General features: G+C 59.0%; 23 protein-coding genes and 1 other annotated feature. Of the genes, 8 read left to right on the plus strand and 15 right to left on the minus strand.

The window, feature by feature from the left end; genetic code table 11:
- Nucleotides 1–92 precede the first annotated feature (92 nt).
- The 4 genes from tisB to emrD all read left to right on the plus strand — a co-directional run bounded on the left by tisB (nucleotide 93) and on the right by emrD (nucleotide 3009).
- Entirely contained in the window at nucleotides 93–212 is a 120-nt protein-coding gene (gene tisB, locus ABLU95_RS12970; RefSeq protein WP_004145059.1) for a type I toxin-antitoxin system toxin TisB, read from the plus strand.
- A 90-nt stretch (nucleotides 213–302) separates the two neighbouring features.
- The gene (locus ABLU95_RS12975; protein ID WP_086076003.1) at nucleotides 303–749 is read left to right on the plus strand and encodes a GNAT family N-acetyltransferase; all 447 of its coding nucleotides are present in this window, start codon (nucleotides 303–305) and stop codon (nucleotides 747–749) included.
- 66 nt (nucleotides 750–815) lie between these two features.
- The gene (locus ABLU95_RS12980) at nucleotides 816–1649 is read left to right on the plus strand and encodes a DMT family transporter (protein ID WP_048298594.1); all 834 of its coding nucleotides are present in this window, start codon (nucleotides 816–818) and stop codon (nucleotides 1647–1649) included.
- Nucleotides 1650–1824: 175 nt separating this feature from the next.
- Entirely contained in the window at nucleotides 1825–3009 is a 1185-nt protein-coding gene (gene emrD / locus ABLU95_RS12985) for a multidrug efflux MFS transporter EmrD (RefSeq protein WP_065883516.1), read from the plus strand.
- 184 nt (nucleotides 3010–3193) lie between these two features.
- Here emrD and dsdC read toward each other — a convergent pair whose 3' ends face one another.
- Both dsdC and ABLU95_RS12995 read right to left on the minus strand, forming a co-directional pair.
- Nucleotides 3194–4117, minus strand: a complete 924-nt coding sequence (gene dsdC, locus ABLU95_RS12990; protein ID WP_101978317.1) for a DNA-binding transcriptional regulator DsdC — start codon at nucleotides 4115–4117, stop codon at nucleotides 3194–3196.
- A complete protein-coding gene (locus ABLU95_RS12995; protein WP_227524078.1) occupies nucleotides 4117–4242 on the minus strand; it encodes a hypothetical protein in 126 nt (41 codons plus the stop codon). Before ABLU95_RS12995 ends, dsdC begins: the two co-directional genes overlap by 1 nt.
- Nucleotides 4243–4343: 101 nt before the next feature.
- Between ABLU95_RS12995 and dsdX the strand changes: the two genes are divergently transcribed.
- Entirely contained in the window at nucleotides 4344–5681 is a 1338-nt protein-coding gene (gene dsdX, locus ABLU95_RS13000) for a D-serine transporter DsdX (RefSeq protein ID WP_048335644.1), read from the plus strand.
- Between the two features lie 17 nt (nucleotides 5682–5698).
- Nucleotides 5699–7027 (plus strand): D-serine ammonia-lyase, encoded by a 1329-nt coding sequence (gene dsdA, locus ABLU95_RS13005; RefSeq protein ID WP_218810974.1) that lies wholly within the window; start codon nucleotides 5699–5701, stop codon nucleotides 7025–7027.
- A 3-nt stretch (nucleotides 7028–7030) separates the two neighbouring features.
- Here the strand turns inward: dsdA and ABLU95_RS13010 are convergent, their stop codons facing one another.
- From ABLU95_RS13010 to ABLU95_RS13030, 5 genes are all read right to left on the minus strand, one after another.
- A complete protein-coding gene (locus tag ABLU95_RS13010; RefSeq protein WP_023291445.1) occupies nucleotides 7031–7531 on the minus strand; it encodes a hypothetical protein in 501 nt (166 codons plus the stop codon).
- The gene (locus tag ABLU95_RS13015; protein WP_023291446.1) at nucleotides 7528–7890 is read right to left on the minus strand and encodes a DUF202 domain-containing protein; all 363 of its coding nucleotides are present in this window, start codon (nucleotides 7888–7890) and stop codon (nucleotides 7528–7530) included. The genes ABLU95_RS13010 and ABLU95_RS13015 overlap by 4 nt, the downstream gene beginning before the upstream one ends.
- Nucleotides 7880–8227: a DUF202 domain-containing protein gene (locus ABLU95_RS13020; RefSeq protein ID WP_004202264.1), complete on the minus strand. Its 348-nt coding sequence runs from the start codon at nucleotides 8225–8227 to the stop codon at nucleotides 7880–7882. The genes ABLU95_RS13015 and ABLU95_RS13020 overlap by 11 nt, the downstream gene beginning before the upstream one ends.
- A 100-nt stretch (nucleotides 8228–8327) precedes the next feature.
- Nucleotides 8328–9650 carry a 6-phospho-alpha-glucosidase gene (locus tag ABLU95_RS13025; RefSeq protein WP_218810491.1) on the minus strand — a complete coding sequence of 441 codons (1323 nt, stop codon included), beginning with the start codon at nucleotides 9648–9650 and terminating at the stop codon, nucleotides 8328–8330.
- On the minus strand, nucleotides 9647–11269 hold the full coding sequence (locus ABLU95_RS13030; protein WP_087849151.1) for an alpha-glucoside-specific PTS transporter subunit IIBC: 1623 nt from the start codon (nucleotides 11267–11269) through the stop codon (nucleotides 9647–9649). The genes ABLU95_RS13025 and ABLU95_RS13030 overlap by 4 nt, the downstream gene beginning before the upstream one ends.
- 298 nt (nucleotides 11270–11567) lie before the next feature.
- Between ABLU95_RS13030 and ABLU95_RS13035 the strand changes: the two genes are divergently transcribed.
- Complete coding sequence (locus tag ABLU95_RS13035; protein ID WP_032454424.1) at nucleotides 11568–12314, plus strand: GntR family transcriptional regulator; 747 nt, start codon at nucleotides 11568–11570, stop codon at nucleotides 12312–12314.
- On the opposite strand, the gene ABLU95_RS13040 is transcribed toward ABLU95_RS13035, so the two are convergent.
- From ABLU95_RS13040 to ibpA, 3 genes are all read right to left on the minus strand, one after another.
- Entirely contained in the window at nucleotides 12282–13943 is a 1662-nt protein-coding gene (locus ABLU95_RS13040) for a putative transporter (RefSeq protein WP_032454425.1), read from the minus strand. The two genes, ABLU95_RS13035 and ABLU95_RS13040, sit on opposite strands and share 33 nt — an antisense overlap.
- Before the next feature lie 145 nt (nucleotides 13944–14088).
- Nucleotides 14089–14517: a small heat shock chaperone IbpB gene (gene ibpB, locus ABLU95_RS13045; RefSeq protein ID WP_023291450.1), complete on the minus strand. Its 429-nt coding sequence runs from the start codon at nucleotides 14515–14517 to the stop codon at nucleotides 14089–14091.
- Between the two features lie 115 nt (nucleotides 14518–14632).
- A complete protein-coding gene (gene ibpA, locus ABLU95_RS13050; RefSeq protein ID WP_004151523.1) occupies nucleotides 14633–15046 on the minus strand; it encodes a small heat shock chaperone IbpA in 414 nt (137 codons plus the stop codon).
- Nucleotides 15040–15116, minus strand: a sequence feature (ROSE (Repression Of Heat Shock gene Expression) occurs in the 5'-region of heat shock genes and acts as an RNA thermometer to modulate expression.). (Overlaps the previous gene by 7 nt.)
- A gap of 246 nt (nucleotides 15117–15362) precedes the next feature.
- On the opposite strand from ibpA, the gene ABLU95_RS13055 reads away from it, so the two are divergent.
- A complete protein-coding gene (locus ABLU95_RS13055; RefSeq protein WP_023291451.1) occupies nucleotides 15363–15695 on the plus strand; it encodes a YceK/YidQ family lipoprotein in 333 nt (110 codons plus the stop codon).
- A 1-nt stretch (nucleotide 15696) separates the two neighbouring features.
- Here the strand turns inward: ABLU95_RS13055 and ABLU95_RS13060 are convergent, their stop codons facing one another.
- The 5 genes from ABLU95_RS13060 to gyrB all read right to left on the minus strand — a co-directional run bounded on the left by ABLU95_RS13060 (nucleotide 15697) and on the right by gyrB (nucleotide 22797).
- Complete coding sequence (locus ABLU95_RS13060) at nucleotides 15697–16923, minus strand: DUF3748 domain-containing protein (RefSeq protein ID WP_348879711.1); 1227 nt, start codon at nucleotides 16921–16923, stop codon at nucleotides 15697–15699.
- A 77-nt stretch (nucleotides 16924–17000) separates the two neighbouring features.
- Nucleotides 17001–18116: a BamA/TamA family outer membrane protein gene (locus tag ABLU95_RS13065; RefSeq protein ID WP_172740310.1), complete on the minus strand. Its 1116-nt coding sequence runs from the start codon at nucleotides 18114–18116 to the stop codon at nucleotides 17001–17003.
- A gap of 20 nt (nucleotides 18117–18136) precedes the next feature.
- A complete protein-coding gene (locus ABLU95_RS13070; RefSeq protein WP_348879713.1) occupies nucleotides 18137–19219 on the minus strand; it encodes a hypothetical protein in 1083 nt (360 codons plus the stop codon).
- Nucleotides 19220–19369: 150 nt separating this feature from the next.
- Nucleotides 19370–20182 carry a sugar-phosphatase gene (gene yidA, locus ABLU95_RS13075; RefSeq protein ID WP_023291455.1) on the minus strand — a complete coding sequence of 271 codons (813 nt, stop codon included), beginning with the start codon at nucleotides 20180–20182 and terminating at the stop codon, nucleotides 19370–19372.
- Nucleotides 20183–20382: 200 nt separating this feature from the next.
- Nucleotides 20383–22797: a DNA topoisomerase (ATP-hydrolyzing) subunit B gene (gene gyrB / locus ABLU95_RS13080; protein WP_004202281.1), complete on the minus strand. Its 2415-nt coding sequence runs from the start codon at nucleotides 22795–22797 to the stop codon at nucleotides 20383–20385.
- Nucleotides 22798–22816: the final 19 nt, after the last annotated feature.

Consider the following 22816-nt stretch of genomic DNA (forward strand, 5'->3'; position numbering starts at 1 on the left):
TCCACGGAAGGAGCCACCACAGGCCAGGGCGACGCCGCCGGCGACAGGCAGGGATAAGCTGACAACGGGCAGCGGAAAGGTACGTCAGCTTATTGTGCTCCTTAACCACAGGAGACGCGCGTATGGGCGGAATGGATATTATTATTTTAATCCTGAAACTCATGGTTGCTGTGTTGCAACTACTTGATGCAGTCCTGAAACAGTTCCGCTGATTCAGGTTCAAGTCGCACCTGAGGGGGGCGGGAAACCGCCCCCCTGCAGGCGCCCGCCGGGCGTCCCGGGATGACTTGATGGAGGAAGCTATGCCACCCCTGTTAATTGCCGCCACGACGCCGGATGCCCCGGGGTTCGCGGCGCTGCGCACCGAAAGCCTTGAACAGCATTTCAATATGCTGCGCCGCCTGGCGGAAAACTGGCAGAGCGGCAAAAACCGCTTTACCGCGCCGGGCGAAACGCTGCTGGGCGCCTTCGTGAATCACCAGCTGGTTGGGGTATGCGGCATCAATAGCGATCCCTTCAGCCCCCAGCCGCGGGCCGGGCGTATTCGCCACCTCTACATCAGCGAGCGCTACCGCCGCCGGGGGATCGGCCAGCAGCTGCTGGTCTCGGTTATCACCCACTCCAGCGCCTGGTTCGATTTTCTCAACACCCACGCTCCGGCGCAGGCCTGGCCCTTTTATGAAAGACTTGGCTTTCGCCCGGTGTTCGATGAACCGCGGGTGACGCATCGCCTGTTTTGTTCGCTGTAGCCCCGCTGGCTGGCAGCGCGGGCGCGTGTTACAGTCCGGTGACCTTCACTGTTGAACCTGTCTGCGATGACCCTCACCGTATTCTGCATTTTGCTGTTCGCCGCCCTGCTGCACGCCAGCTGGAACGCTATTGTCAAAGCCAGCGGCGATAAAATGTACGCGGCGATCGGCGTCAGCGGCTCGGCCGCGCTGCTCGCCCTGGTGATGCTGCCCTTTGCCCCGCAGCCCACGCTGGCCAGCGCCCCCTATCTGCTGGCGTCGTGCGCGTTACAGGTGGTGTATACGGTGCTGGTGGCGAAGACCTATCAGGTGTCGGATATGAGCCAGACCTATCCGCTGATGCGGGGGACTGCCCCGTTGCTGGTGGCGGCGATAAGCGTGCTGTTTCTCGGCGATCGTTTGTCGCCGCTGGCCTGGCTGGGCATCGGCGTCATCTGCCTGGCCATTCTGGCGATGGCCTTTAACGGCCGCGCCAGCTCCCGCAAAGGCATCGTGCTGGCGCTGATCAACGCCTGCTTTATCGCCGGCTATACGCTGGTGGATGGCACCGGCGTCCGGCTGGCGGGCTCCGCGCTGGGCTACACCCTGTGGACCTTTTTTATGAACGGCTTCTGCCTGCTAAGCTGGGCAATGATGACCCGCCGCGCTGAAGCCAGCCGCTATCTACGCCTGCACTGGCGAATAGGTATCCTCGGCGGGATCGGCACCATGGGCTCCTACGGCCTGGCGCTGTGGGCGATGACTCAGGCGCCGCTGGCGGTGGTCGCCGCGCTGCGTGAAACCTCCATTTTGTTCGGCGCGCTGATCGCGTTTATCGTCCTGAAAGAGCAACTGATGCCGCTGCGCATCGTCGCCGCCTGCGGGATTGCCGCCGGGGCGATCCTCCTGCGCCTCGCGTAGCCTGAAATGGCAACATTAGTTGCCGTTCCTGTTTACATAATCTGCCTGGAATTCCCTCAACAATCGGCACTTTGCAGTTGTTATGTCATTTTTATATGGTAGATTCCTCCATCGTTTACGGTGTGTGCCAGTCACATATTCTTCATTTTTATTTACTCACAAAGTATTCATCGACATGAAACGGCATAAAAACTTCAATTTGTTGTTGATGCTGGTACTGCTGGTGGCCGTCGGCCAGATGGCGCAGACCATCTATATTCCGGCCATCGCCGACATGGCGGTCACGCTGAACGTCCGCGAAGGGGCGGTACAAAGCGTAATGGCGGCCTACCTGCTGACCTACGGTATTTCACAGCTGTTTTACGGCCCGCTCTCCGACCGCGTGGGTCGCCGCCCGGTGATCCTCGTCGGGATGTCGATTTTTATGCTGGCGACGCTGGTAGCCATTACCACCCATAGCCTGCCGGTGCTGATCGCCGCCAGCGCCATGCAGGGGATGGGCACCGGCGTCGGCGGCGTGATGGCGCGCACCCTGCCCCGCGATCTGTACGAAGGCGCCCAACTGCGTCATGCCAATAGCCTGTTAAATATGGGAATTCTGGTCAGCCCGCTGATTGCCCCGCTGCTCGGCGGCATCCTCGACACCCTGTGGAACTGGCGCGCCTGTTACGCCTTCCTGCTGGTGCTGTGCGCGGGGGTGACCTTTAGCATGGCGAAATGGATGCCGGAAACGCGCCCGGAGGGCGCGCCGCGCACCAAACTTCTGGCCAGCTACAAAACGCTGTTCGGCACCGGCGCCTTTAACTGTTACCTGCTCATGCTGATCGGCGGCCTGGCGGGGATTGCGGTATTCGAAGCCTGTTCCGGCGTACTGATGGGCGCGGTGCTCGGCCTGAGCAGCATGGCGGTGAGTATTCTGTTTATTCTGCCGATCCCGGCCGCCTTCTTCGGCGCCTGGTTTGCCGGCCGGCCGAACAAGCGTTTCCCGACCCTGATGTGGCAATCGGTTATCTGCTGCCTGCTGGCGGGTCTGATGATGTGGATCCCGGGGCTGCTGGGCGTTATGACCGTCTGGACCCTGCTGGTGCCGGCGGCGCTGTTCTTCTTTGGCGCCGGCATGCTGTTCCCGCTGGCCACCAGCGGCGCGATGGAGCCATTCCCGTTCCTCGCCGGTACCGCCGGGGCGCTGGTTGGCGGCTTGCAGAATATCGGTTCCGGCGTGCTGGCCTGGCTGTCAGCAATGATGCCGCAAACCGGTCAGAGCAGTCTCGGGCTGCTGATGATGCTGATGGGCCTGTTGATTCTGCTGTGCTGGCTGCCGCTGGCCTCGCGCTTTACCCATCATCAGCAGCCGGTATAAGCGCGGCGGCCGCTTCCCGGGTAGCGTCTCACGCCTTACCCGGCCTACCGTTCTGTCGTCTGTAGGCCCACGCAAGCGCAGCGCCGCCGGGCGGTTATCAGGCGCCGTACCGTTATGTTGCCGGGTGGCGGCTGACGCCTAACCCGGCCTGTCCAACATAACAGAGGGGTAGCCCGGCTCATTTTCAGGTCAGACTATGCAGCCACTCGATAAAGGCGTCGATTTTCGGCCACTGGCGACCCGGCAGGGTGGTCACATAGTAGTGCTGGTGGCATTTCAACGTCATATCGCCAAACGGGGCGATCAACTCCCCGCTCTCCAGCCGCTTCTGTACCAGCCGCTTACGCCCCATTGCCACCCCGAGGTGGTTCATCGCCGCGATTGCCGCTAAATCGGAACGATCGAAGCCAATGCCCGACGATGGCGGCAGGTCCACCGCAAACTGCTGCGCCCAGCTATACCACTCGTCGGTGCCGGAATCGTTGCTCCATGCCTGGCGGTCGTGGAGCAAGGTACAGTGGCGCAGATTGCCCGGATTTGACATTAACTGCCGCTGGTGCGCGTAATTCGGCGTACATACCGGCACGATCGCCTCATCCATCAGAAAATGGTGGCTCAGCTGCGACGAGGGCGCATCATCAAAATAGATCGCCAGATCGATGCCCGTTCGCTGCAGGTTAACGTTCTCGTTGCCGGTCAGCACGGTGAGGGAGATGGCCGGGTAACGGCGGGTAAAGTCTCCCAGAGCCGGCACCAGCCAGCACTGGGCGATAGAGGGCCGCGAGTAGACCGTCAGACTGCCAGAGAGCTCCTGGTTTTTGATGTCGAGGATCTCCTGATTGAGGCCTTCCAGCGACGACTTCAGCGCCCAGTAGACCCGCTTACCTTCACGCGTCAGCTCAACTTTGCGATGCGAGCGGACAAAGAGCAGGATCCCCAGCTCCGCTTCCAGCTGATTAATCCGGTGGCTGACGGCGCCAGGCGTGAGCGCCAGCTCGTCGGCGGCCAGGGCAAACGACTCGTGCCGCGCCGCTACTTCAAAGGTCGACAGCCTGGAAAGTTGCCAGCCGTTCAGCAGCCGGGTACCTATGTTTTTTAGCACATCCATCACGCGCTCCTGGCAAATACAGTGGCTGTTGATGATAAAAAAATCACGCCGGTTTTGCCGCTAAAGGGTGAATTATTTTGACCCACAGCATGTTTAATGGCCTGTTTTTGAGCCAAATCACCCATTTGATTCAATTCTCCTCACCTTAAAGCCCATTTATATCGTTTGTCAGCCCATGAGGTTTCTCGCTTCAATAAGGCCAGATTATTCACAGGCGAGGTGGAATATGGGTTCGCAAGTCTGGGTTGTGAGCACGCTGCTGATCAGCATCGTGTTAATCGTCTTAACGATCGTCAAACTGAAGTTTCATCCTTTTCTGGCGCTGCTGCTGGCGAGCTTTTTCGTTGGCGCGATGATGGGAATGGGCCCGCTGGAGATGGTCAACGCCATTGAGAGCGGGATCGGCGGCACGCTGGGCTTCCTGGCAGCGGTGATCGGCCTCGGCACCATTCTCGGCAAGATGATGGAGGTCTCCGGCGCGGCGGAGCGCATCGGCCTGACGCTGCAGCGCTGCCGCTGGCTGTCGGCGGACGTGATTATGGTGCTGGTCGGCCTGATCTGCGGCATCACGCTGTTTGTCGAAGTCGGCGTGGTCCTGCTGATCCCGCTGGCCTTCTCCATCGCCAAAAAAACCAACACCTCGCTGCTGAAGCTGGCTATTCCGCTGTGTACCGCGCTGATGGCGGTGCACTGCGTGGTCCCTCCGCATCCGGCGGCCCTGTTTGTCGCTAACAAACTGGGCGCCGATATTGGCACAGTGATTGTCTATGGCCTGCTGGTCGGTCTGATCGCCTCGCTGGTTGGCGGCCCGCTGTTTCTCCGAGCGTTAGGCAACCGCCTGCCGTACAAACCGGTCCCGGCCGAATTTGCCAATCTTGAGGTCCGCGAGGCGTCGACGCTGCCGTCGCTCGGCGCCACGCTGTTTACCGTACTGCTGCCGATTGGCCTGATGCTGGTGAAAACCGTCGCCGAACTGAACATGGCGAAAGGCGGCACGCTGTATACGGTGCTGGAATTTATCGGCAACCCCATCACCGCGATGTTTATCGCCGTCTTTGTCGCGTATTACATGCTCGGCATTCGTCGGCAAATGGGGATGGGCGTCCTGCTAACCCATACTGAAAATGGCTTTGGGTCGATCGCCAACATCCTACTGATTATCGGCGCAGGCGGCGCGTTCAACGCGATCTTAAAATCCAGCGGCCTGGCCGATAGCCTGGCGGTGATCCTGTCGAACCTCGATATGCACCCGATTCTGCTGGCCTGGCTGGTGGCGCTTATCCTGCACGCCGCCGTCGGCTCCGCCACCGTGGCGATGATGGGCGCCACCGCCATCGTCGCGCCGATGCTGCCGCTCTATCCCGGCGTCAGCCCGGAGATCATCGCTATTGCTATCGGTTCCGGCGCCATTGGCTGCACGATCGTCACCGATTCCCTCTTCTGGCTGGTCAAACAGTACTGCGGCGCAAGCCTCAGTGAAACGTTCAAGTACTACACGACGGCGACTTTTATCGCGTCGCTACTTGCACTGGCCGCCACCTTCCTGCTTTCTTTCATTATCTGAGCGCAAAGAGACGTATGATGAAACACACTGAATTGACTACCTTGACCGCGACCTTCCCGCTTGTGCAGGATCTGATCGCCCTGAAAGAAACCACCTGGTTTAACCCCGCCACCACCCCTCTGGCGGAGGGATTGCCTTACGTCGGCCTGACCGCCAACGACGTGCAGGACGCCCATGCCCGCCTTCAGCGCTTCGCGCCCTATCTGGCGGAAGCCTTCCCGGAAACGGCCGTCAGCGGCGGGATCATCGAATCGGAAGTGGTCGCCATTCCGGCAATGAAGCACCGCCTCGAGCAAAAATTCGGCCAGCCGATTGGCGGCGAACTGCTGCTGAAAAAAGACAGCCATCTGCCGATCTCCGGCTCGATCAAAGCGCGCGGCGGCATTTATGAAGTGCTGACCCATGCGGAAAAGCTGGCGCTCGAGGCCGGGCTGCTAACTACCGCAGATGATTATCGCAAATTGCTGACGCCGGAGTTTAAACAGTTCTTCCGCCAGTACAGCATCGCCGTCGGCTCAACCGGCAACCTCGGGATGTCGATAGGCATCATGAGCGCCCGCATCGGCTTTAAGGTTACCGTGCATATGTCCGCGGACGCCCGGGCGTGGAAAAAGGCCAAACTGCGCAGCCACGGCGTGACGGTGGTGGAGTATGAAGAGGACTACGGCGTGGCGGTCGAACAGGGACGCAAGGCGGCGGAATCCGACCCGAACTGCTTTTTCATCGACGATGAAAATTCGCGCACGCTGTTCCTCGGCTATGCCGTGGCCGGCGAGCGCCTGAAGGCGCAGTTCGCCAAAGCCGGACGGGTGGTCGATGCCGACCATCCGCTGTTCGTCTACCTGCCGTGCGGCGTCGGCGGCGGCCCCGGCGGCGTGGCGTTTGGCCTCAAGCTGGCCTTTGGCGACCACGTTCACTGCCTGTTCGCCGAACCGACCCACTCTCCCTGCATGCTGCTCGGCGTCTACACCGGGCTTCATGATCAGATAGCGGTGCAGGATTTAGGCATTGATAACCTGACCGCCGCCGACGGTCTGGCGGTCGGCCGGGCGTCCGGCTTCGTTGGCCGGGCAATGGAGCGCCTGCTCGACGGGTTCTATACCCTTGACGACCAGACGATGTATGACATGTTGGGCTGGCTGGCGACAGCGGAAAATATCCGCCTTGAGCCCTCCGCGCTGGCCGGGATGGCCGGACCGCAGCGCGTCTGCGCCAGCAAAGCGTACCATCAGCTGCAGGGGCTGAGTGAGCAACAGCTGCAGCAGGCGACCCACCTGGTGTGGGCCACCGGCGGCGGAATGGTGCCGGAAGAGGAGATGGCGCAGTATCTGGCGAAGGGGCGCTAATCTTCAGCGCAGCAGCGGCATCAACGCCTCTGGCGGCCGCTGCTGTCGGCGCAGGTCCCGCATCACTCGCATATAGGGCCCGCTGAGATCGTAGAACTGCCGGTAACCCGCGCACAGTGGGTCTTCCTGTTCGCCGCAGCGGCACAGGCGTAGCCACGGACAGCCGTAGCAGGCGCTGTTGGCCGCCGGCGCGCCCGCCTGCGTTATCAACTCGCCGCACCAGGCGCTCAGCGTCTCGCTGAACAGCAAAATATTGATACGGCCAATATCTTCCCGCACCCAGCGGTGAAAGACCGCGCAGAGAAACTCTCCCCACAGCGCGGCGTCGCCAGCCGCCAGCTGCGGAATAAAATGGATAGCCGTAAGCCCCTGTTGACGCAGCTGCGCATAGAACGCCTGCGGCTGGCGGCAATGCTCCGCCTCGACCACTACCGCCTGAAAGGGAGTGTCATGTTGCTGGCCGGGGGCATGAGTGAGAGGCAAATTCGCCGGACATCCTGTCATGACATATCCCTAATGAATGAAACGATCTGTTGAAGGTGAGTAACAGCAAACAGGAATGCCAGAGAAAGTACTGCGAGTGCGATCAAAAATTTGTCACGAACCGCCCGCGGCTGTAAAAAATCGCTGTCGTCGACGTCCATCAGATGACGACGGCGGGTATAGCCCCAAAGGATCCCCGCCACTATCGCCAGCACGCCGATCGACAGCCAGAACGGCAGTCCGGCGCGGTGCCAGCTGTGCTTAATCGCCAGCGCCATCAGCGCGCCATAGCCCAGCAGGGTGCGAAACCAGGCCAGGGAGGTGCGCTCTGGCTGTAGCCCCGGGTCGCTTTCCCGCCGCGCCCGGCGTTTATCCGCCATACAGCACCAGCAACATCACCGCGACCACCACCGCCAGCAGCAGGATGCTAATCACCAGCAGCGTCCGGGTATAGGGGAGATCCTGCTTCAGGCGCATCGCCTTCTCGTTGTTCAGCCAGCGCAGATAGCCATAGATGGCCATGCCGCCGGCAAACAGGCATAGCAGCAGGGCGAGAATTTCACGGATCAGCGGCGTGGCAAAGTCTGGCGCCAGCTGGTCAAGACCGACGCCAGCGGCAAGAAAACCGAGCGCCGTGCGGATCCACGCCAGAAAGGTGCGTTCGTTAGCCAGCGAAAAGCGGTAATCAGGCGCTTCGCCGAGGCGGGAGATTTTCATGACGGTTCCTTGTTCATCGCGCAGCAGGCTTCAGCATAGCGTAAATCAGGAACCGGGGAGAAGCATCGGCGCCCCGCAGGGCGCCGGTCAACGGCGGGGATTAATGCAGCTCCGGCCAGTAATCCTTATTGGCGGCAATCAGGTCGTCGAGGATCGCTTTCGCCACCGAGGCGCTCGGCACGGTTTTCGACAGGGTAATCGCCTGCCACAGCTTGTGGTAAGAGCGTTGTTCCCAGGCATCGACCACCAGTTTTTCCACCGCCACCTGCTGGCTCATCATCCCTTTCTGGAAGTGCGGGATGTCGCCGACCGTCAGCGGCTCCGGCCCGTTGTGGCCCACCAGGCAAGGAATTTCCACCATCGCGTCGGCGTCAAAGTTATGGATCGCGCCATTGTTCGGCACAATCAGCAGCATCCTTTCCTGCGTGTTAAAGGCGATGGCCGTCGCCAGATCGACGATATACGACGCGTGCTCGTCAATCTCCAGATCGCCTGCGGAGGATTTCCCGGCGGCAATAATCGCCTGGCAGGCGCTGAAGACGTTTTTCTCACGATGATCCATCACCTCATTGGCGCGGGTGCGTTCCGGGTTGGAGTGGGCCACCACGTAGTCCGGGAACAGGTAATATTTCAGGTAGGTATTCGGCATGGTCTGCGGATCCAGCGCCTGCACATCTTTCGCTTTGGCAAAGGTGTCGTTCCAGCTTGCCTCGGTGTGCGGGTCGTTAGATGGCGGCACATAGCCGTATTTCGCCACATATTCGCGCAGTTTCGGCATCAAATCGTTGCCGTCGAGATCCTCAATCGAAGTCCACCAGCCGAAGTGGTTGAGGCCGTAGTAGCGCACACGCATCTGTTTACGGTCTTTGAGGCCGACAATCTGCGCCATCCGCCCTTCAATGCCGATCGGCATATCGCAGATGTTGAGGATTTTGGCGTTCGGCCGCAGACGACGGGTGGCTTCCGCCACAATCGCCGCCGGGTTGGAGTAGTTAAGCATCCAGGCGTTCGGTGAATATTTTTCCATATAATCCACCAGCTCCAGCACGCCGCCGATAGAGCGCATACCGTAGGCGATCCCGCCCGGTCCGCAGGTCTCCTGGCCCAGCACGCCATGGCGCAGCGGGATTTTCTCATCCTGTTCACGCATCGGATATTTCCCGACGCGGATATGCGCCATGACGAAATCAACATCGGTAAACGCCGCCTGCGGATCGGTGGTATAGCTGAATTCAATCTCCGGCGCCTGCTCTTTGAGGATCACTTTGCACGCTTCGGCGATGGTTTCCTGCCGCGCCCCGTCGTTGTCGTAAAATTTCAGCGACCGCAGCGGAAAACGATCCTGGTTTGCCAGCAGCATCAGGACAATGCCCGGGGTGAAGGTGCTGCCGCCGCCTGCGATAACAACTGAGAATTTTTTCATGATACTGCCTCCGTCATGGTGGTATGTTCGGTCGAAAGAGAATCTTTCATCAGGTTTTCCAGCTGGTCGCGCACCTGGGGAACGTGCAGGCCGACGATGACCTGAATCCCGTTGCCGCGGCGTACTACCCCATGGGCGCCCAGCGCTTTAAAGACGTCGTCACTTTGCGTTTTCGCCATATCGACCAGCGCGATGCGCAGTCGGGTGGCGCAGTTATTGATACTTTCAATGTTGCTGGCGCCGCCGAGGGCCTGCAGGAAGCCAGCGGCCTGGCCCAGCCGGGTCTCTGGCGCGGCTGCCGCCGTGGTTTTACCGCGCGACGCCTGATAATCAGCCTTGCTGTAGAGCTTGATTTCGCTCTCTTCCCGGCCCGGCGTCTTCAGGTTCAGACGCAGGATCAGGGTGCGGAAGACCACGAAGTAGAGGGCGGTGAAACAGAGACCAATACCTATCTGAATGAACATCATCGAGGCGTGGTGATGGAACATCGGGATCCAGTTTTGCGGCAAGAACTGGTCGAGCAGGCCGCCACCGAAATTGCCCACCACCCCGCAGATGTACATCACCGTCGCCATGGACGCCGCCAGCACCGCGTGGACGGCGAACAGCAGCGGCGAGATGAACAGGAAGGTGAACTCCAGCGGCTCGGTGATCCCGACCAGCATCGCGGTCAACGTGGCGGGGATCAGCAGGCCGGCGACCTTGACGCGATTTTCCGGCGCGGCGGTGAAGTAAAGCGCCAGCGCAATGCCCACCGAACCAAACACTTTCGAGTTACCGTGCAGGGCAAAGCCGCCCTCCGGGAACAGCGTCTTCAGCGGTTCCGTACTCTGGCTGAACGCCTGCAGATGCTCTGCCCAGTAGACCTGCAGTCCGCCCTCCACTACCGCCGGGCCAAAGATGAACGGGCCATAGACGAAGTGATGCAGACCGGTGGGGATCAGAATGCGCTCAAGGAAGATGTAGACCCACACCCCGAGCGCGCCGGCAGAGCGCAGGAAGGCCTGTAGCGATTCAATACCCAGCTGGACTTTTGGCCAGCCGAGCAGCGTCAGCCAGGCGCAGGGGATCATCGCGAGGAAGGCGACAATGACCACAAACGATGAGCCCTGGAAGATGCCGAGGAATACCGGCAGGGGTTTATCGAAATAGCGATTATGCAGGGCCGTCACCAGGCCGGAGATGACGATCGCCCCGATAATGCTGGTGTCGAGGGTTTTAATCCCGGCAATCATCGTCAGGCCGCTGCCGGCCGTGGGTTCAACGGAAAAGTCGACGCCGAAGAAGTGGCCCCAGGTCATCCCCATGGCGTTAATAAAGTAGTTCCAGGTGAGAAAGCTCACCAGTACCGCCAGACAGGCCCGGCCCTGGGCCTGCTTCGCCAGGCCAATCGGCAAGCCGACGGCGAAAATCAGCGGCATATTACGAAAGACGGTCCAGCCGCCCTCTTCGATGATGTGAACGATCTGTGCAAACAGGCTGTCGGGTGCGGTCAGCGCTTCGCCGACGAACATCGGGTTGCGCAACATAATGGCGATACCGACCACGATCCCGGCGAAAGGAAACAATAAAACCGGGGTAAACATGGCGCCGCCAAAGCGTTGTATTTGACTGAGCATTGGGAAATCCTCATGTAACAACTCGTAGGGTGAATGGCCTTCTTTTTCTTGATTACCGGCCTCACTCGAGAATAGGAATTTGCCCGTCCAACAACATGCCGCGCCGTTGCGATTCGTGATCGCTTTCATGGTTTTAATTTGGCCAAAGTTGTCTACTTCGTTAACAAAAGTTAGACATCGATAAGCCAAAGGATGAAATCGATCTAATGAATGGATAATAACCTGCTGTCTTAAAACTCATTTTTTAATAACAGGTGAAGAAAATAACCTCGCTCTTTCCTGTACAAGAGGACTACTGGTGATCTACAAATCCATTGCTGACCGCCTGCGGCTGCGGCTGAATTCTGCCGACTTCTCCATCGGCAGCCCGCTGCCGGGAGAGAAAAAACTGGCCGAGGAGTTCGGGGTGGCGCGCATGACCATCCGCAAAGCCATCGACCTGCTGGTGGACTGGGGGTTGGTGGTCCGTCGCCACGGCTCGGGGACCTACGTGGCGCGTAAAGACGTCCATCATGAAACCAGCAATCTCACCGGCCTGGCGGAAGTGCTGCGCAAGCAGGGTAAAGAGGTGGTAAGCCAGGTGCTGGCCTTCGAAGTGATGCCTGCCCCGCCGGCCATCGCCAGCCTGCTGCGAATTAAAATTGATGAACGGATCTACTTCTCGCGGCGGGTGCGCTTCGTCGACGGCAAGCCGCTGATGCTGGAGGATAGCTATATGCCGGTGAAGCTGTTCCGTAACCTGTCGCTGAGCCATCTGGAGGGATCGAAATTTGATTATATTGAGAAGGAGTGCGGGATCATCATCAGCGGGAACTATGAGACCCTGACGCCGGTGCTGGCGGACAGGCAGCTGGCGCGCTCAATGAACGTTCCGGAGCAGACGCCGCTGCTGCGGATTACCTCCCTTTCCTACAGCGACAGCGGCGAGTTTCTTAACTATTCGGTCATGTTCCGCAACGCCAGCGAGTATCAGGTGGACTACCATCTGCGCCGCGTCCAGGCGCACAGCCCGCTAGCTCAGCCCCCAGAACAGCACGGCGAGTAGCTGCGGGGTGATAATCCGCAGGAACATCACCAGCGGATAGACGGTAGCGTAAGAGAGCGCCGCCGCGCCGCTGGTGGCGTGCAGATTGTTGGCGAAGGCCAGCGCCGGCGGGTCGGTCATCGAGCCGGCCAGCATGCCGCACAGCGTCAGATAGTTCATTTTCGCCAGCATGCGCGCGAGAATGCCTACCGTCAGCAGCGGGATGGCGGTGATGAAAATGCCGTAAGCGATCCAGCTCAGGCCATCGCCCTGGGTCAGGGTCGCCACAAAGTCGCCCCCCGATTTCAGCCCAACCACCGCCAGAAACAGCACGATCCCCAGCTCGCGCAGTGCCAGGTTGGCGCTCGGCGGCATAAACCAGTACAGCTTGCCGATGCTCCCGATGCGCCCGAGAATCAGCGCCATAATCAGCGGCCCCCCGGCCAGCCCGAGCTTCAGGGCGGCGGGGAAGCCGGGAATAAACAACGGGATAGATCCCAGCAGTACCCCGAGACCGATGCCGATAAATACCGGCAGCATCTGAACCTGCTGCAGCTTCTGCTGGGCGTTACCTAGCTCGGCGGCCACGGCGTCAATCGCCTCCGGACGGCCGACCAGGTTGAGAATATCGCCAAACTGCAGGCTGGCGCTGCTGCTGGCCACCAGCTCGACGCCAGCGCGATTAAGCCGGGAGATCACTACGTCATAGCGCTGTTTGACGTGCAGATCGCGTATTTTCTTCCCCAGCACTTTCTCGTTAGTCACCACCACCCGCTCAACCTTCAGGTCGGTGCCGCGCGTCGACAGCGAGGTGGCCACCTCCTGGCCGATAACCAGTTGCGCATTGTGCAGATCCTCCGGCCGCCCCACCAGGTGCAGCAGATCGCCGGCCTGGATAAGGGTGCCCGGCGCAGGCACCATTAGCAGCTCACCGCGCTTCAGTCGCGAACAGACGATATTGTCGCTGTTGAGCATCGGCACATCCTGAATCGCCATCTGATTGAGGTTGGGGTTCTCCACCCGCACGTTGATGGTGTGCAAATGGGCATGGCCGTTGCCGCTGCTCTCCTCAAATTGCTGGGCCTCTTTCTCGACATTGATGCGAAAGAACAGGCGCACCAGCCACATGGTCAGCAGAATGCCGCAGATGCCGAACGGATACGCCATCGCATAGCTCATCCCCATCTGATCGACCACCTCGAACGGCACCCCGAGATCGCGCAGGATTTGCTGCCCGGCCCCCAGCGCCGGCGTGTTGGTCACCGCGCCGGAGAAGATGCCAAGCACCACCGGGAGAGGAATATTGAACAGTTTATGCAGCACCGCCGTGACCAGGCCGCCAAGAATCACGATCAGGATAGCGAAAAGATTGAGCCGCAGGCCTGAGACCCGCAGCGAGGCGAAAAAGCCCGGCCCCACCTGGATACCGATGGTGTAGACAAACAGGATCAAGCCGAATTCCTGAATAAAATGCAGCATCGGGCTGCTGAGGGCGACTCCCGCCTGATCGACAAAGTGGCCGACGATAATGCCGCCAAACAACACGCCGCCAATACCAAAGCCGACGCCGCGGATTTTGACATTGCCGATCCACAGCCCAATCACCGCCACCAGCGCCAGTACGCTGACCGTCAATGCTATCTCACTCATGGTATCGTCCCTGTGAATAACATTACTATTAACAGGGATTATGACCGCTGCCAGACGGGTTGTATGCAGCCTGGCGCACAATACCAGCAAACAGACCGGCACAAAAAAGCCCCGAAAATCGGGGCTTTATCAATAGTTTGCTTTATTAGCTATTTAACGCCGGTCGTTCGCTGATGGCGATGCGCTGCGGGGCGATCTGCTCAGGCTCATGGCGGGTCAGATCGATATGCAGCAGACCGTTGGTGAAGGTCGCGCCAGAGACCTCCATGTTGTCGGCGAGGGTGAAGCTCAGGCTGAAGGCCTGGCTCACCAGCCCCTGGTGCAGCCAGGTGGTCTCTTTTTCCGGCTGCTGCGGCGTGCCTTTTACCACCAGGCGGGTGCCTTCCAGCTGAATATCCAGATCTTCCTGACGGAAACCGGCCAGCGCAAGGGTGATGCGGTAGTGGTTATCGTCGCTTTTTTCGATGTTATAGGGCGGGAAGCTCTGGCTTTCACCGGCGGTTTGCAGGGCGCTGGCCAGTTTGTCAAAACCGATCCATTGACGCAGCAGGGGGGATAAATCGTAGTTACGCATACTGTTTTCTCCTTCTGTGAAGCGAGTGAATATCTGCGAATTGCGCGAATTCGCATATGCTCCCTGACGGCGAGCAGGTTGTCCCCTCAGGCCGCCACGCGGCCTGAGGGGACAATTAGTTGATTTCGATACGGCGCGGCTTGTTCGCTTCCGGGATCACCCGTTCCAGATCGATATACAGCAGACCGTTTACCAGGTTGGCGCCGCGGACATGAATGTTTTCCGCCAGCTGGAATTTACGCTCGAAGTTACGCTCGGCGATCCCCTGATACAGGTAGGTCCGCTCTTTCTGCTCGGCAGCGTGGGCGCCTTTGACGATCAGCAGATTGTCCTGGGCGGTGATCTCCAGCTCGCTTTCAGCAAAGCCAGCCACCGCGATAGCGATGCGATAGTGGTTTTCGTCTACCAGCTCGACGTTATACGGAGGGTAGCCGCCATTGCTCTGGCTTTGATTGTTTTCCAGCAGGTTAAACAGGCGGTCGAAACCAATGGCTGAACGATAAAGCGGGGAGAGATCGAAGTTACGCATAATAAATAGCTCCTGAAAATCAGCGAGAATCAAAATGACCTTCCATCGTGGACAGGCCGCGGTAATCCGGAATACCCCTCAGGCGTATTCTCAGTGGGTTACACCTATAAAATGGGTTTCTCCCCGTGCTTTTCAAGGGATTGAGGGCGTTTTTTTTTGCAGTTTGCCGATGATTGCTTAGACTGGGGGGGAGGAGCACAAAAAGCAAAGTGCGATGCCCGCCACAGTGCGGCGCAATAACGCTATGCATTCACGGGATGGCCCGATATAACCGCTAAAAGGTTATCTCAACGCCCGAAACGACGATGGAAGAACAATGAAAAGCAGACGACTGTTAAAGCTGGTCCTGTTCAGCGGGATAATAAGCCTGAGCGGTTGCTCCAGCGTAATGTCACATACCGGTGGCAAAGAGGGAACCTATCCGGGCACGCGATCCAGTGCGCAAACGCTGGGGGACAACAATACCAACTGGGGTGTGAAATCGCTGGTGGCGCTGGACATGCCGTTCACCGCCGTCATGGATACCCTGCTGCTGCCGTGGGATATGTTCCGCACCGACAGCTCAATCAAATCTCGGGTCGAAAAGAGCGAGAAGGCCACGCTGGCGACCAACTCGGTGATCCCGCCAGCGCCGATGCCTGCCCAGTAAGTTATCGCCCGGTCTGCGTGACCCACAGCTGGCGATAACCGTCCACCTCCTCCATCCAGGCAATCTGTTTACCGTCTGGCGAAAAGACGATCGCGTCCGCCGAGGGCGCATGAGCATGCGCCTCGGTTAAAAAGGTGATATCGCCTGTGCCGGCATGACAGCAGGCAATCCGCCCCTCCAGTACAAAGCCCAGCCACTCTCCCGACGGGTGCCAGTTAAACGCTGACTGGATACCCGACGTGTGATGCGTCAACTGCCGCGGCTCGCCCCCCTGTGGGGAAATCAGCCACAGCTGCACCACACCGGCGTCGTCGCGCATCAGGAAGGCGATGGTCGTAGCCTGTGGATTGGCGCGCACCCAGTGACGTGGAATATTCACCAGCCCCGGATAACGGCGATGGTGGGTGAAGGTCAAACGACGCTGACTGACGCCCGCCGGCGGCGCGGGCATCGTGGTTGCGGTACCGGCCAGCGGCTCCCCGCCGGGCTGCTTCCAGCTGGCTTCATCCTGCGGCAGCTCGACAATAAACAGCTCCGGGACTTTGTCGCCGTTTTCCGCCAGCGTATCGCCAATAAACGCCAGCGCATGGTTCCCGACCCAGCCCTCTTCATAGGCGCGATTAATCTCATCGCTGCCCGGCGCGGGAGTCGGCGTCGTGCGGCTCACCAGCACGCACCAGTGGCTGCCGCCATATTCGCGCGGATGGTGGCCCGGCGGCGTCACGGGTCCATACGGCGCGGCCACGCCGACGTTGCGCAGATCCAGCGCCGGGTCGCGCTCGTGCAGCACATGATCGTTGTAGGTAAAACTGACCAGCTGGCCGTTGGGGCTATAGACATGGACGTGGCTGCCGCCGCGCAGCGCCCCGGGGGTGTAAGGGGCAGTAATGTCCATGGCGTCCAGATTCTCGACGGTATCCTGAAAGGCCACCACTCCGCGGCGGTGATGAAAGTCATACTGCCATTGCGCATCCGGCCGCTCGGGGCCGTGAATGAACACGTAGCGCTCCTGGGTTGGATGCACGGTCACCACGCCCACGTGCGCGCCTTGCGTGGCACGATAAATGGTCTCCACCGCGCCGCTGGTTACGTTCACTCGCTCAATGGTCTCGCCGGTGAACGACGCACCGGACGGGCGGACGTCGAACACCAGCCACTGACTGTCGGGGGTCCAGGTACGGGTATTGGTGAGCTGGTGGTTACGAGGGGCAAAGGTAACTTGTTTCATGGTGTGCTGACCGGGCCGATATTAGAGTGGCCTTAGCATACCGCAATCCGCAGCGGGTTTAATGCCCGGCGACAAGCTTAAAACGCTTCGCCGACCTGGAAGTAAAAGCCGCTGCTGCCTTTGCCGATACCGTAGTCGAGGCGAACGTTAACGCGAGGTTTGAATTCAAAGCGGTAGCCGACGCCCGCCGAAGGCAGCCAGCGTCCGTCATTCAGGGAATCCATGGATGGCCCCATGGTTCCCGCCCCGGCCCAGGCCACAATCCCGTGTCGCCAGGTGAGCTGCCGGCGGTATTCCAGTTGGCTGCTAACGACGTTTTTGTCGCGATAACGCCCCTGATAGTAGCCGCGCATCCGCTCATCGCTGCCCAGCAGGGGCATCATGCTCCACGGCACTTCGCCCTGGGTGAAAGCGCCATCGGCCTCCCAGGCGAGGACGCTCTTCTCGCTGAGGGCATGATAATGGCTATAGTGCAGCTGAAATTCGTCAAAGCGGGTATCGCTGCCTAAGCCGGGCGCATAGTGGGTGTAACGGAAGTTGGCATACTGACCCCGGCGCGGATTGGGGACGAAGTCGCGATCGTCCCAGTTGAGCGCGACGCTGGCGCCCGAGCTGAATACCGACGGCCCCTGCGGGGTATTTTCAATTTTCGGCAAATCGTTATGGTCCATCTCATCGGCATTCTGCGCCGCCAGCGACCATCCGGCGCCGAGATAAACATTGTCGATAAGCTGCCGGTAGACCGTCGGGCGCAGGGTCAGCACCTGGGCGGTATATTTCTCTTTTTCGTTGTCTTTATCGCCGGCATGAAAGCCTTGTCCCCAGAAATACGTCGGGGTGTTGGCCATCGATCCATCAACAAAAATTCTCCATCGGTCGTGGTCAAAAAAAGCGTAGTTTTTCACGCTAAGGCCGAAGGCGCCGGTGGAGCTGGCGTAGCCGCTGAGCGTCAGCGTGGAATTCTGGCTGGTGGTATCCTGCGGATCGGGACGGTAGAGACCGACGACGGCAGTGCCGATGCCCAGCCCCAGCTCCGGCGTATAGAACGGACCGGGCATCACGCCCCAGTCAATGCCTTTGCTGGCGTCGAATCTATCGCTGGCGCCGAGATGCTGCAGCCAGCCGTCGATTTGCTCGCGGCTGATGGCCTGCGCCTGGACCGGCGCGCATAGCGCCCATGTCAGAAGCAACAGAGCAGGGTTAAGCGGTCGGCTCAAAAGCGATACTCGCCGGAGATAAAGAAGCTGTTACGCTCGGCAAAACCAAACTCCGTGGTGATATTAAAATTCTGCGTCAGCTCATACTGCGCTCCCACCAGCACGTTCCACGGCGACTGCAGATGCTGTTTCACATCAAAGCGGCCATGATTGTCCTGGTTGGCCAGGTTGACCATGTTTTGCAGCATCGGCGACGGCATCGAGAGATCGTTAAGGCTACCCTTAAACTCTTGCTGCACGTCCTGATACATGCTGCCGACCCATAGATTCAGCTTTCCGGCCGGGAGATGTAGCGCATCGACCGATAGCGTATTGAAACGATAGCCTACGCGAGGCGAAAAGGTAAACGCATCGATGCTGCCGTCGAGGATATCAAAGCGCGTCTGGGTGTAGTTAGCGTCCAGTACGGTAAACCAGTTGCCGATGCCGCCCACCAGCGTGGTGCCCATCCCATAGGTGGTGCCTTTAAAATCGAGGCGAAAGTCGAGGTCCTGCATCCCCGGCATCGGCACCACTTTGCCGTTCGGCCCCTTCAGCCCGACGGCAATCTGCGAAATGGAGTGCCCCTCGGTGTGTCCGACGAGACCATAAACATTCATAAACGGCAGCAGCCAGGCATCCAGCTTGAGCGTCTCGGTTTTGCTGCTTTCCCGCGTATTACCGACGCCAATCTGGAAGGCGTTGTCCAGCGAGACCGGCCCATTTCCGAAAATGTGCTTCACGGCGCGTTTACAAACAGGATCCTTACCGCAATCGATATTGCGGCCGTCCAGCGACAGGCCGGTGAAGCTAATGCTGTCGACATTAATATTCTGCCGCATATCCATATAGTTAATGCTGACGCCAAACGGCAGCGGCAGGACGTAGCCACGCTTTCTGGCCTCGTCGCCTAGCAAAGGGAGTAGCGAGGACGATGCTGTCGCCGCAGGCTGGCGACTTTCTGGCGCCGGCAGATCCGCGGGCTCGGCGCCGTGATAGGCATACGCTGGTTCGAGCGGCGTCGTTGGTTCCGCGGCCGCGCAAATCTGAACAGAGGCGAATGGCAGCGTAACCAACATCAAATAATGGCGTTTATTCATGAAAAATCTGATGTTAGTTCTGAATTGCAAAAAAAGAGGGCGGGTAGCTTATAGAATCCCCTGTGCGGAATAAGGGATTTAAATGCGGATTAACATCTGTTCATGAAAAAAGAGAAGACAGGCCCGACGAACGCCGGACCTGAAGGAAGCTTACGCTAAAACGTATTTTTCAATAGCGAAGGCGACGCCATCATCGAGGTTCGATTTGGTAATGAAGTTCGCCGCTTCTTTGACCGCCGGAATGGCGTTATCCATCGCCACGCCGACGCCGGCAAATTCAATCATCGCGATATCATTTTCCTGATCGCCTATCGCCATAATCTCTTCCGGTTTGATACCCAGCGCATCGGCCAGCGACTTCACGCCGGTGCCTTTATTGACGCGTTTATCCAGTATTTCGAGAAAGTAAGGCGCGCTTTTCAGCACGGTGTACTTTTCTTTCACTTCCGCCGGGATACGGGCGATGGCCTTGTCGAGGATCGCCGGCTCATCGATCATCATTACCTTCAGCAGCTGGATCTCAGGGTCCATCTTTTCCGCTTCGCAGAACACCAGCGGGATGGTCGCCACATAGGATTCATGCACGGTGTAGTAGCTGATATCGCGATTCGCGGTATACAGCGTATTGCGATCGAGCGCGTGGAAGTGGGAGCCGACTTCGCGGGAGAGCTGTTCGAGGAAGCGATAGTCGTCATAGCTCAGCGCGGTTTGTGCGACAGTGCTGCCGTCCCCGGCTTTCTGCACCAGCGCGCCATTGTAGGTGATGCAGTAATCACCTGGCTGCTCCATATGCAGCTCTTTCAGATAGCTGTGGACACCCGCGTAAGGGCGGCCGGTGGTCAGCACCACGTTCACCCCTTTTTCACGGGCGGCGGCAATGGCGTTTTTAACGGCGGGAGAGATAGTGTGATCGGGCAGCAGCAGCGTGCCATCCATATCAATTGCAATCAGTTTAATAGCCATAGGATCCCCGGGTAAGATGAGTCTTCCCTCATGCTAACGCGATTCCGCTCAAAAAACAGTAAAAGTGTCGGCCAGAAAGGGGGATGGAACCGCAGCAGAGGATTCCCCTTTTACTGGCAAAGAAAAGCCCGGTCGCGCTATGCGACCGGGCTCAGACATTCCGTTACCCCGGTCAAACTCGCGCCGGGGGAACACACGGCTTAGATATCGATATTCGCCGCTTTCAGGGCGTTCTCTTCGATAAACGCGCGACGCGGTTCAACGGCATCACCCATCAGGGTAGTGAACAGCTGGTCGGCGGCAATCGCGTCCTTGACGGTCACGCGCAGCATACGGCGGCTGTCCGGATCCATGGTGGTTTCCCACAGCTGATCCGGGTTCATCTCGCCCAGACCTTTATAGCGCTGGATAGAGAGGCCGCGACGGGACTCTTTAACCAGCCAGTCCAGAGCCTGCTCAAAGCTGGCTACCGGCTGACGGCGTTCGCCGCGCTCGATGTAAGCATCTTCTTCCATCAGGCCGCGCAGTTTCTCGCCCAGGGTACAGATACGGCGATATTCCGGCCCCATAATGAACTCATTATCCAGCGGATAGTCGGTATCCACGCCGTGGGTACGAACGCGAATAACCGGTTCAAAATGCTGCAGCTCTTTGTTCTCATGGAGATCAAATTTCCACTGGCTGCCGTGCTGCTCTTTCTCATTCAGCTCGGAGACCAGAGTGTTCACCCAGCGGGTCACCTTCTGTTCGTCCGCCAGATCGGCCTCGGTCAGGGTCGGCTGATAGATAAGCTCTTTCAGCAGCGCTTTCGGGAAGCGGCGCTCCATGCGGCCAATCATTTTCTGGGTGGCGTTAAACTCAGCAACCAGTTTTTCCAGCGGTTCGCCCGCCAGCGCTGGCGCATTGGCGTTGGTATGCAGGGTGGCGCCGTCGAGGGCGATGGCAATCTGATACTGATCCATCGCTTCGTCGTCTTTAATATACTGTTCCTGCTTGCCTTTCTTCACTTTGTACAGCGGCGGCTGAGCAATATAGACATGGCCGCGCTCGACGATCTCCGGCATCTGACGATAGAAGAAGGTCAACAGCAGGGTACGAATGTGCGAGCCGTCGACGTCCGCATCGGTCATGATGATGATGCTGTGATAGCGCAGTTTGTCCGGGTTGTACTCATCGCGGCCGATGCCGCAGCCCAGAGCGGTGATCAGCGTGGCCACTTCCTGGGAAGAGAGCATCTTGTCGAAGCGGGCTTTCTCAACGTTGAGGATTTTGCCCTTCAGCGGCAGGATCGCCTGATTCTTGCGGTTACGCCCCTGCTTCGCAGAGCCGCCCGCGGAGTCCCCTTCCACCAGGTACAGTTCGGAGAGCGCCGGGTCGCGTTCCTGGCAGTCCGCCAGTTTGCCCGGCAGGCCAGCCAGATCCAGCGCGCCTTTACGGCGGGTCATCTCACGGGCACGACGCGCGGCTTCGCGCGCGCGCGCGGCGTCAATAATTTTGCCGACCACGATTTTCGCATCGGACGGATTTTCCAGCAGGTATTCGCTCAGCAGTTCGTTCATCTGCTGCTCAACCGCCGATTTCACCTCGGAGGAGACCAGCTTGTCTTTGGTCTGCGAGGAGAACTTCGGATCCGGCACTTTCACCGATACCACGGCAATCAGGCCTTCACGGGCGTCGTCGCCGGTGGCGCTGACTTTCGCTTTTTTGCTGTAGCCCTCTTTGTCCATGTAGGCGTTGAGGGTACGGGTCATCGCCGCGCGGAAGCCGGCAAGGTGAGTCCCCCCGTCACGCTGCGGAATGTTATTGGTAAAGCAGTAAATGTTTTCCTGGAAGCCGTCGTTCCACTGCAGCGCCACTTCCACGCCGATACCGTCTTTTTCAGTAGAGAAATAGAAGATATTCGGGTGGATCGGCGTTTTGTTCTTGTTGAGATACTCAACGAACGCCTTGATGCCGCCTTCGTAGTGGAAATGATCTTCTTTGCCGTCGCGCTTATCGCGCAGGCGGATAGAGACTCCGGAGTTCAGGAACGACAGTTCGCGCAGGCGTTTCGCCAGGATATCGTATTCAAACTCGGTGACGTTGGTGAAGGTTTCCAGGCTCGGCCAGAAACGCACCATGGTGCCGGTTTTGTCGGTCTCGCCGGTTACGGCCAGCGGCGCCTGCGGCACACCGTGCTCATACATCTGCTTGTGCACTTTGTTATCGCGCTGGATAACCAGCTCCAGCTTCTGCGACAGGGCGTTAACCACCGAGACGCCCACGCCGTGCAGACCGCCGGAGACTTTATAGGAGTTATCATCGAATTTACCGCCAGCGTGCAGGACGGTCATGATAACTTCCGCTGCGGAGACGCCCTCTTCCGGGTGAATGCCGGTCGGGATGCCGCGGCCGTCATCCTGGACGGAGACGGAGTTATCGCTGTGGATGGTCACCACGATATCTTTGCAGTAACCCGCGAGCGCTTCGTCGATAGCGTTATCCACAACCTCGAATACCATGTGGTGCAGACCGGTGCCGTCATCCGTGTCGCCGATATACATACCCGGGCGCTTACGCACCGCATCCAGCCCTTTCAGGACTTTGATACTGGAGGAGTCATAAGAATTCGACATCAACGTTTCTCGCTCATTT

Source organism: Klebsiella sp. GG_Kp146 (assembly GCF_040061975.1).
Classification (GTDB): Bacteria; Pseudomonadota; Gammaproteobacteria; order Enterobacterales; family Enterobacteriaceae; genus Klebsiella; species Klebsiella quasipneumoniae.

Bases quoted from the DNA above. Each gene is read 5' to 3' on its own strand.
- ABLU95_RS12975 (WP_086076003.1), top strand. From the start codon at position 303: ATGCCACCCCTGTTAATTGCCGCCACGACGCCGGATGCCCCGGGGTTC.
- ABLU95_RS12980 (WP_048298594.1), top strand. From the start codon at position 816: ATGACCCTCACCGTATTCTGCATTTTGCTGTTCGCCGCCCTGCTGCAC.
- emrD (WP_065883516.1), top strand. From the start codon at position 1,825: ATGAAACGGCATAAAAACTTCAATTTGTTGTTGATGCTGGTACTGCTG.
- dsdC (WP_101978317.1), bottom strand. From the start codon at position 4,117: ATGGATGTGCTAAAAAACATAGGTACCCGGCTGCTGAACGGCTGGCAA.
- ABLU95_RS12995 (WP_227524078.1), bottom strand. From the start codon at position 4,242: ATGGGTGATTTGGCTCAAAAACAGGCCATTAAACATGCTGTGGGTCAA.
- dsdX (WP_048335644.1), top strand. From the start codon at position 4,344: ATGGGTTCGCAAGTCTGGGTTGTGAGCACGCTGCTGATCAGCATCGTG.
- dsdA (WP_218810974.1), top strand. From the start codon at position 5,699: ATGAAACACACTGAATTGACTACCTTGACCGCGACCTTCCCGCTTGTG.
- ABLU95_RS13010 (WP_023291445.1), bottom strand. From the start codon at position 7,531: ATGACAGGATGTCCGGCGAATTTGCCTCTCACTCATGCCCCCGGCCAG.
- ABLU95_RS13015 (WP_023291446.1), bottom strand. From the start codon at position 7,890: ATGGCGGATAAACGCCGGGCGCGGCGGGAAAGCGACCCGGGGCTACAG.
- ABLU95_RS13020 (WP_004202264.1), bottom strand. From the start codon at position 8,227: ATGAAAATCTCCCGCCTCGGCGAAGCGCCTGATTACCGCTTTTCGCTG.
- ABLU95_RS13025 (WP_218810491.1), bottom strand. From the start codon at position 9,650: ATGAAAAAATTCTCAGTTGTTATCGCAGGCGGCGGCAGCACCTTCACC.
- ABLU95_RS13030 (WP_087849151.1), bottom strand. From the start codon at position 11,269: ATGCTCAGTCAAATACAACGCTTTGGCGGCGCCATGTTTACCCCGGTT.
- ABLU95_RS13040 (WP_032454425.1), bottom strand. From the start codon at position 13,943: ATGAGTGAGATAGCATTGACGGTCAGCGTACTGGCGCTGGTGGCGGTG.
- ibpB (WP_023291450.1), bottom strand. From the start codon at position 14,517: ATGCGTAACTACGATTTATCCCCCCTGCTGCGTCAATGGATCGGTTTT.
- ibpA (WP_004151523.1), bottom strand. From the start codon at position 15,046: ATGCGTAACTTCGATCTCTCCCCGCTTTATCGTTCAGCCATTGGTTTC.
- ABLU95_RS13055 (WP_023291451.1), top strand. From the start codon at position 15,363: ATGAAAAGCAGACGACTGTTAAAGCTGGTCCTGTTCAGCGGGATAATA.
- ABLU95_RS13060 (WP_348879711.1), bottom strand. From the start codon at position 16,923: ATGAAACAAGTTACCTTTGCCCCTCGTAACCACCAGCTCACCAATACC.
- ABLU95_RS13070 (WP_348879713.1), bottom strand. From the start codon at position 19,219: ATGAATAAACGCCATTATTTGATGTTGGTTACGCTGCCATTCGCCTCT.
- yidA (WP_023291455.1), bottom strand. From the start codon at position 20,182: ATGGCTATTAAACTGATTGCAATTGATATGGATGGCACGCTGCTGCTG.
- gyrB (WP_004202281.1), bottom strand. From the start codon at position 22,797: ATGTCGAATTCTTATGACTCCTCCAGTATCAAAGTCCTGAAAGGGCTG.